At 45.4% G+C, this 7548-nt stretch carries 8 protein-coding genes; 5 read left to right on the top strand and 3 right to left on the bottom strand.

All coding sequences use genetic code 11. The features are described from left to right. From BCT81_RS23280 to BCT81_RS23260, 5 genes are all read left to right on the top strand, one after another. Positions 1-895 (top strand): S-(hydroxymethyl)glutathione dehydrogenase/class III alcohol dehydrogenase (locus tag BCT81_RS23280; protein ID WP_102426015.1); only part of this gene is annotated, 895 nt, incomplete at its 5' end. Positions 896-1062: 167 nt separating this feature from the next. Then, entirely contained in the window at positions 1063-1902 is an 840-nt protein-coding gene (gene fghA / locus BCT81_RS23275) for an S-formylglutathione hydrolase (RefSeq protein WP_102426014.1), read from the top strand. Between the two features lie 149 nt (positions 1903-2051). After that, positions 2052-2384, top strand: a complete 333-nt coding sequence (locus BCT81_RS23270) for a multidrug efflux SMR transporter (protein WP_008218062.1) — start codon at positions 2052-2054, stop codon at positions 2382-2384. A gap of 186 nt (positions 2385-2570) precedes the next feature. After that, positions 2571-2972 carry a hypothetical protein gene (locus tag BCT81_RS23265; RefSeq protein ID WP_102426013.1) on the top strand — a complete coding sequence of 134 codons (402 nt, stop codon included), beginning with the start codon at positions 2571-2573 and terminating at the stop codon, positions 2970-2972. A 187-nt stretch (positions 2973-3159) separates the two neighbouring features. After that, a complete protein-coding gene (locus BCT81_RS23260) occupies positions 3160-3897 on the top strand; it encodes an NUDIX domain-containing protein (RefSeq protein WP_102426012.1) in 738 nt (245 codons plus the stop codon). 85 nt (positions 3898-3982) lie between these two features. Here BCT81_RS23260 and BCT81_RS23255 read toward each other — a convergent pair whose 3' ends face one another. The 3 genes from BCT81_RS23255 to BCT81_RS23245 all read right to left on the bottom strand — a co-directional run bounded on the left by BCT81_RS23255 (position 3983) and on the right by BCT81_RS23245 (position 7472). Further along, complete coding sequence (locus BCT81_RS23255; RefSeq protein ID WP_102426011.1) at positions 3983-4684, bottom strand: DUF1028 domain-containing protein; 702 nt, start codon at positions 4682-4684, stop codon at positions 3983-3985. Positions 4685-4705: 21 nt separating this feature from the next. Continuing rightward, the gene (locus tag BCT81_RS23250) at positions 4706-6097 is read right to left on the bottom strand and encodes an AbgT family transporter (protein WP_102426010.1); all 1392 of its coding nucleotides are present in this window, start codon (positions 6095-6097) and stop codon (positions 4706-4708) included. Positions 6098-6218: 121 nt separating this feature from the next. Beyond that, positions 6219-7472 (bottom strand): allantoate amidohydrolase, encoded by a 1254-nt coding sequence (locus tag BCT81_RS23245; RefSeq protein WP_102426009.1) that lies wholly within the window; start codon positions 7470-7472, stop codon positions 6219-6221. Positions 7473-7548 lie beyond the last annotated feature (76 nt).

The raw sequence follows: 7548 nt of genomic DNA, 5'->3' as shown, positions 1-7548 counted from the left end.
CGTAACAAGCGTTGAAGTTGGCGACCACGTTATCCCACTTTACACAGCAGAATGTGGCGAATGTAAGTTCTGTAAGTCTGGTAAAACTAACCTTTGCCAAGCTGTTCGTGAAACTCAAGGTAAAGGTCTAATGCCAGATGGTACAAGCCGTTTCTCTATTAACGGTGAGCCAATCTTCCACTACATGGGTTGTTCTACTTTCTCTGAGTACACTGTACTTCCAGAAATTTCACTAGCGAAAGTAGCTAAAGAAGCTCCTCTTGAGGAAGTTTGTCTTCTAGGCTGTGGCGTAACCACTGGTATGGGTGCGGTACTGAACACAGCTAAAGTTGAAAAAGGCGACACAGTTGCTGTATTCGGTCTAGGCGGTATCGGTCTTTCTGCAATCATCGGTGCTCGCATGGCTGGTGCAAGCAAAATCATCGGTGTTGATATCAATGAGAGCAAATTCGAGCTAGCAAAACAACTTGGCGCGACTGATTGCATCAACCCAATGAAATTCGACAAGCCAATCCAAGACGTTATCGTTGAGATGACAGACGGTGGTGTTGATTACTCATTCGAGTGTATCGGTAACGTAAACGTGATGCGTCAAGCTCTTGAATGTTGTCACAAAGGTTGGGGCGAATCTGTAATCATCGGTGTTGCAGGCGCAGGTCAAGAGATCTCAACTCGTCCATTCCAACTAGTAACAGGTCGTGTATGGCGTGGTTCTGCTTTCGGTGGTGTTAAAGGCCGCTCTGAGCTTCCAGAAATCGTAAACCGTTACATGGCGGGTGAGTTTGGTCTTCAAGAGTTCATCACTCACACAATGAGCCTTGACGAAGTAAACGACGCATTCGACCTAATGCACAAAGGTGAATCTATCCGTACTGTGTTACACATGGACAGATAATTCTCCTTGGTCTCGGCACCTAACTGTCGAGACCACAGTTCTGACTTAAACATCAGAGCGAAACTGTCTTCACCACCTCCTGCCCGGTGGGTGGTGAAACCTCTAGCTTAAGCTATAGAAAACAAATACATAAATTCCGAAACCATCAACCTAACGGAGCACAATAAATGACAATCGAAAACATTAGCCAAGCAAAGGTTGCTGGTGGTTGGCACAAACAATACACCCACTTTTCTGCAACGCTTGACTGCGATATGCGTTTCGCGATTTTCTTGCCACCCAATGCAAGCAAAGAAAACCCAGTTCCTGTTTTATATTGGTTATCAGGCCTAACCTGTACCGATGAAAACTTTATGCAAAAAGCCGGCGCATTTAAAGCTGCGGCTGAGCAAGGCATCGCTATTGTTGCACCGGATACAAGCCCACGTGGTGAGAACGTTGCTGACAATGAAAGCTACGACTTAGGCCAAGGTGCAGGCTTCTACGTGAATGCTACTCAAGCGCCATGGGACAGCCATTACCACATGTACGATTACGTGGTAACAGAGCTTCCTGCACTGATTGAGTCTTTCTTCCCTGTAACATCAGTGAAATCAATTTCTGGTCACAGCATGGGTGGACACGGTGCCCTAACGATTGGTATCAAGAACGAAGATAGCTACCGTTCTATCTCTGCATTTAGCCCAATCAGTAACCCAATGCAATGTCCTTGGGGCCAAAAAGCATTTAACCAATATCTAGGCTTAGATATTGAAGAGTGGAAGCAGTACGACGCCTTTGAGCTTCTAAAAACCAAAGGCACTAAACTGCCAATGTTGGTTGACCAAGGCGAAGCGGATAACTTCCTAATTGAACAACTGAAACCTGAGCAATTGGTAGAAGCAGCGAAGACAACCAATGCCGATTTAGAGCTACGTATGCAGCCAGGTTACGACCACAGCTACTACTTTATCTCTAGCTTTATTGATGAGCACATTGAGTTCCACGCGGCTTACCTAAACAAGTAGCAACACCTATTTAGCCCACACCTTGCAAAAGCGTGAGGTGTGGGCTTTTTTGTGCCTGCTGTTTGGCTGCAACTATCTTAAACAACGATTAACACTTTTAAACTCCAACGCTATACCAACACAAACAATACAAAGATAAAGGTACGAATATGAGCTGGTTTTTCTTGATGATGGGCGTAATGGCTGAAGCACTTTCTCACGTTGCACTTAAAGCCACTGACGGGTTTAGTTTGTCTAAGCCAGTGCCCGCATTGCTGGTGATCTCAGGGCACTTGGCAGCGTTTCTATTTTTGAGCCAAGCGATGAAGGGGATGCCTGTTGGTGTGGTGCACTCTCTATGGGCTGGACTAGCCATTTTGACAGTGAGCTTAATCTCGACCTTCGTTTACAGCCAACACCTGGACACAAAAGTTTGGATTGGCATGGGGCTTGTTGCCGCAGGCGTCATGTTGATCAACCTATCACAAGGCCACGCTCATTAATTAAACAATGAGTTGTCGTAAGGGGCTTACTCGTTCAGATTTACAAACAACAAATTATGAACAGTGAGTCAATTTGTTCAAATTTCCTAACAGAGTGGTGCCGCCTTCACTTATTCATACTCTTACAATCGACAAATCAAACCTGTTACCATAGCGCCTTCAACATCACCTATTTTGAAGGTTGCTATGAAAGCAATTAAGACTCTTTTCTTCCTGATGGTTTTGGCTTGCGGCCTATTTACGGCTTGGTTATTTATTCCAATCCCCGCGACCATGGACAAGCAAACGCTCGATGTCCCACTGACGGAACCGTTCAAGCTTGTGGCATACCGCAGTAATCCAAATGATGCGAGCAAACCATTCACTTATCACTACTACGTGATATCCGATGCCGTTGGTGTCGATGACATGGACCCGTTTTTGATTACGACCGATCAGTTTGTGAAGCTTGGCGACTTCGACGAGAACACATTCAACCTTACGGTTAACGGCAAGATTGAGAGTTACACCAACGATTTGTGGATCAAAAAAACCGACGGCAAGCTTCAACACTGGTATGTCAGCGTTGATGCGAACTACGTTCGTTAGATACGAACTCAAATAACTCCAACTTTAAAACTGCGCTCTGGTTTCCAAGCGCAGTTTTTGTTTCTTACCTACCGCTTTGCCCAGCAATCTCCATGTCACTGGCTTTTCGGGTGTCATAACCTCTACATCTGTTATAAGCTCCCTCTATAAAAGGCTCTCAATAAATCAAAACAACAAAGGACCAACCGTGGAATTTACGCTCGACAAATTTAACGGCATCATCATCGACCCGCTGACGGCACCACACGATGCTGACTCATTCCACGCAGAGCTCAGCGAAATCACCGAGTTTTCAAAGCAAAACAACAAAGGCATTATCTGGATCAGTTTACCTATTTCACTGTCGCATCTTATCTCAGTAGCGACTGAGCTCGGCTTTGTATTCCACAATTGTCTAGAAGACGAGATAACGCTGATCCACAAATCCGAAATCGTCGAATTTGTACCTTTCATCCCAACCCATACTTTGGGTGCTGGCGCATTGATTACCAACGAACACAATCAAGTGCTAATGATAAAAGAGCATGGTATGACAGGCTATAAACTACCTGGTGGCCACATTGAACTTGGCGAGGGTATCGAAGAGTCTGTGGTTCGAGAGACAATGGAAGAGACAGGCATAGAAGCCACCTTTGTTTCAGTGGTTGGCATGGCAACGCGCCATCCATATCAGTTTGGCAAATCGAACCTCTACTTTGTGTGCCACCTTATCGCTCAAACTCAAGAGATTGCGATTCAAGACACGGATGAAATTGCAGAAGCCAAATGGGTGGATGTGGAAGAGTTCATCAACAACACTGAGAGCTACCCGTTCAACCGTCAAATGGTCGCTTCTTTGGTCGGCAAACAAGGTTTGGTACTGACTCAACTCGAAGGTAATTCAGGTCCAACTCATAAGCCTGAAATTTTCTTTTCGAAGCACTAACGCAAAGTCGCCTCAAAGATTGCAAAACAAAAAAGCCAAGTGATTTGAATCTCACTTGGCTTATATTTCGATTGAACCTTCATCCTTACCGGTTTGGTAGATTGTTTAGAAAATCTTGAAAGCCTGCCTCTCGGACACGCCCCAGCACTTTTCGCAATTCACTAATTAAGCACCCATCAGCCCAATCAACACGAATATCAATCGGCGCTTTAGTCAGGCTTTCTACTCGGAGTGATGCGGAAAAGGTTCCTCGCTTGTCTCCTCCCGCTTGCAACGCAGCTTCCAAAGCAGTAATCAATATTTCTGGTAGCTCTGCTTCATAGTTGTCTCTATAAACAGGCGCACCATCTTCTAAGATTGAGCTTGGATTCAACGTCGCTTGAGCGATGAAGCTGTCAGAAAAGGCCTGTAAAACCTTGTCACTTTCTAGCATGTTCCCAGCAACGGCAATCGTAGGATAAGCAATCGAGCCAACATAAGGGATATTGTCATCCCCATGAATGAAAGCGCTGTCGCCATTTTTATCCATCACCATACATTGGCGTTTTGAATATTTGGCATCGCCTGCTTTTAAAGACTCGACAACCTGAGCAGCCGTCTTACCGAGAATAAATAACTCACGCGCCTTGTCTGCATACCAAGGGTTAGTAAATAACCCTTGAGTTGCACACGCCCCGACACCTCGCCAGCTATGATTTACATAGCCTCCGACTGAAACACCTCCTGTCGCAGAGATAGAAGCCGATAAACCGGTATTGGGATTAACGTGAATAAGTGAAATTGTCATAGATGTTCAACACCAAAAAAACTAGTAACCAATCATTTGTCCAATGAACAGTGCCACCCAACATAGGGCATAAACCACCAGCATAAATGGCACAATCGCTTTCAACCACTGCTCGTAAGACACTCGACCTAGCGCAAGCATCGCTAGCGTGCCGCCAGAGGTTGGTACAATAAGGTTTGTTAGGCCATCACCCACTTGGAATGCCGTAACCATCAGCTGGCGACTCATACCTGCTAAGTCAGCAACCGGGATCATGATCGGCATGGTCACCATAGCCTGACCAGAACCACCAGGAATAAATAAGTTGATGATGCCTTGAACCACACTCGCCACAATGGCAGCTAACGCGATTGGCATATCTTGAATCAGTGAACTCAATGCATTAACAATGGTATCGATAATTGACGCTTGGTTAAGGATCACTTGAATAGAGGCAGCAACACCGATAACCAACGCACCAGAGGTAACGCCCGACGCACCTTCCATCATCTGCTTAACAATAGCGTTTGCACCCAAGCCGTTCACGATACCAATTGCAATCGCCATCAATAAGAAGAGACCTGCGATCTCATTGATGTACCAACCGTGAGCGAACACACCGTAAAGCATGATACCTAAGCCAATAAGAAAAACGCCCAAGGTCATTTTGTCTTTCTTATTGAGTTGGTATTCAGAGATGTCTTTGCTCAGACCACCCGCTGTTTCAGGCTCTTTGAACTCCATTTTAGTGACACGAGAACAAATGTAGTAAGACAGCAGTGCCAAAGAAGAAAGCACCATCACCGTACGCAACCAAGCACCAGAAAAGATTGGAAGCTCCGCGATACCTTGTGCAACACCAACCGTGTACGGGTTAATCGGTGACAGAGCAAAACCCACGCCGATACCACCTACTGCCATCACAGTGCCCACTAAGCTCGAGTATCCAACCGCTGCTGAGATCAGGACCGCAACTGGCACTAAAGCGATGTTGTTTTCAAAGCCAACCGCTACACCAAAGAAACCATAGATGAACGTGCCTATCGTAATGATTAGGTTACGGTTTTTAATTCCAGCTTTGTTTACAGCCACACCAATTGCATTTTCTAATGCGCCTGTGCGTTGCAAAATATGGAATAGACCGCCTGCAATAAACACAATGAACAAGTAAGGTGCTGCGCTAATCAACCCTTTAGGAATAGAGACGAAGATATCGAAGAAATGTACCGATGGAACGCCTTCAATATAAGTGAATGAATCAGCAACAACCGTTGTTCTACCATCAACGACAACGCGCTCAAACTCACCAGCCGGCACGATAAAAGTAAGAAGGTAAGTGGCTACCAGTATAAAAAAGATAAGAACCATCGGGTCTGGTACGTTTTTATACCACGCCCTCTTCTCTGCTGTTTCCATTTTCTCTGTCATATCCATAACCAAATATCTCCTTAGTATAGGGAGCGCCTAAGAGCTGCGCTCTGTGTTATTTGTAGCAGGCGATAACCAGAACTTTGTTCAGATACCGTTAAAGACTGCTACCAAAATCTCGAATCGTTTATTTTTGCTCTGCTTTCATCAATAGACAGAAGTGGTTTAACACTTCGACTGCAGCAACCAAATCTTGCTGAAGAATTGCTTCGTCTGGGTGGTGGCTAATGCCATCAGTACAACGCATAAACAGCATGGCAATATCGGTGAGCTTACTCACTGCCAACCCGTCATGGCCTGCACCGCTGTATAGGTGTTTAGGTGTAATACCCGACAAACTTACCGCGTTACTTAAAACCGACGACAAAGATTCAGCGCAGGTCACGGCTGATTGCTCATAAGTCTGTTCATGACGGTAAGCCAAATTGTATTGATTCATCAGGCTTTCAATTTCCGCCAACATCTCTTCTCGCGCTTCAATACGAGAGGCATCATTTGGCGAACGAAGCTCAATGGTAATGTCTGTTTGTTGAGGGATAACGTTAACGCCATTCGGGTAGTTAGCAATTTTGCCAACAACACCAACTAAGTCTTCTTCTCGCTTACACAGTTGGTCAAACATATGGATCACTTGAGCAGCACCCACCAAAGCATCTTGGCGTAAGTTCATCGGTACTGTGCCCGCATGGCTCGCTTTACCAATGATCGACAAGGTGTGGCGCTCGATCCCAGTCATTGCCGTCACTACCCCTACAGGCAGGTTGGCTTGCTCTAACTGCGGGCCTTGCTCAATGTGCAGTTCAACAAAACCAAGCACATCTTCTTTCTCATAAGCGTCTTCACTGATGAGGTCTGGGTTACAACCAAAAGACACCAAAGCATCTCGCATGCTTACGCCGTTTGCGTCTTCTGCTGTCAACATCGCAGAGTCGAAGATGCCTGAAATCGCTTTTGAGCCTAAAAGTGTCGATTGAAAGCGCGTGCCCTCTTCGTCACTAAAAGCAATCACATCAATATGAAATGGGAACTCTAACTGGTTGTTGTGAAAGTAATTAACCAATGCGATTGGCAGTATTACACCCAAGATCCCATCGTATTTACCACCATTAGGTACCGTATCTTGGTGTGAACCAAAGATCAGTGTCTTAGCGTCTGGGTTAGCACTTGGGTAACGACCAATTAAGTTTGCCGCGTTGTCCATTCGAACTTCCATACCAGACATTGTCATCCAGTCATGCAGCTTTCGGTTTGCCTCTTCATGCTCTTCAGACGCACATAAACGCGTAACCCCTTCTTTATCGGGATCGGATGTTTGGCTGCATTGAGCAATAGACTCTAGCCATTCCCACGTTAAGCTGGCGGTTTCTTCGAATTTACCCATCTAAAATCATTCCATTCTGATCATGTACACCCAGGCAATTTATCATGATAAATATCAAATAAAAGCTATTTATCAT

Origin of the sequence: Vibrio sp. 10N.261.52.A1 (assembly GCF_002876325.1) — a bacterium.
Classification (GTDB): Bacteria; Pseudomonadota; Gammaproteobacteria; order Enterobacterales; family Vibrionaceae; genus Vibrio; species Vibrio chagasii.
The sequence above is the reverse complement of the archived record's forward strand: the minus strand, read 5'-3'. Positions and strand labels throughout refer to the sequence as shown.

Coding starts and splice junctions, on each gene's coding strand:
- BCT81_RS23270 (WP_008218062.1), top strand. CDS start 2,052: ATGAGCTGGTTTTTCTTGATGATGGGCGTAATGGCTGAAGCACTTTCT.
- BCT81_RS23265 (WP_102426013.1), top strand. CDS start 2,571: ATGAAAGCAATTAAGACTCTTTTCTTCCTGATGGTTTTGGCTTGCGGC.
- BCT81_RS23250 (WP_102426010.1), bottom strand. CDS start 6,097: ATGGATATGACAGAGAAAATGGAAACAGCAGAGAAGAGGGCGTGGTAT.
- BCT81_RS23245 (WP_102426009.1), bottom strand. CDS start 7,472: ATGGGTAAATTCGAAGAAACCGCCAGCTTAACGTGGGAATGGCTAGAG.
- BCT81_RS23255 (WP_102426011.1), bottom strand. CDS start 4,684: ATGACAATTTCACTTATTCACGTTAATCCCAATACCGGTTTATCGGCT.
- fghA (WP_102426014.1), top strand. CDS start 1,063: ATGACAATCGAAAACATTAGCCAAGCAAAGGTTGCTGGTGGTTGGCAC.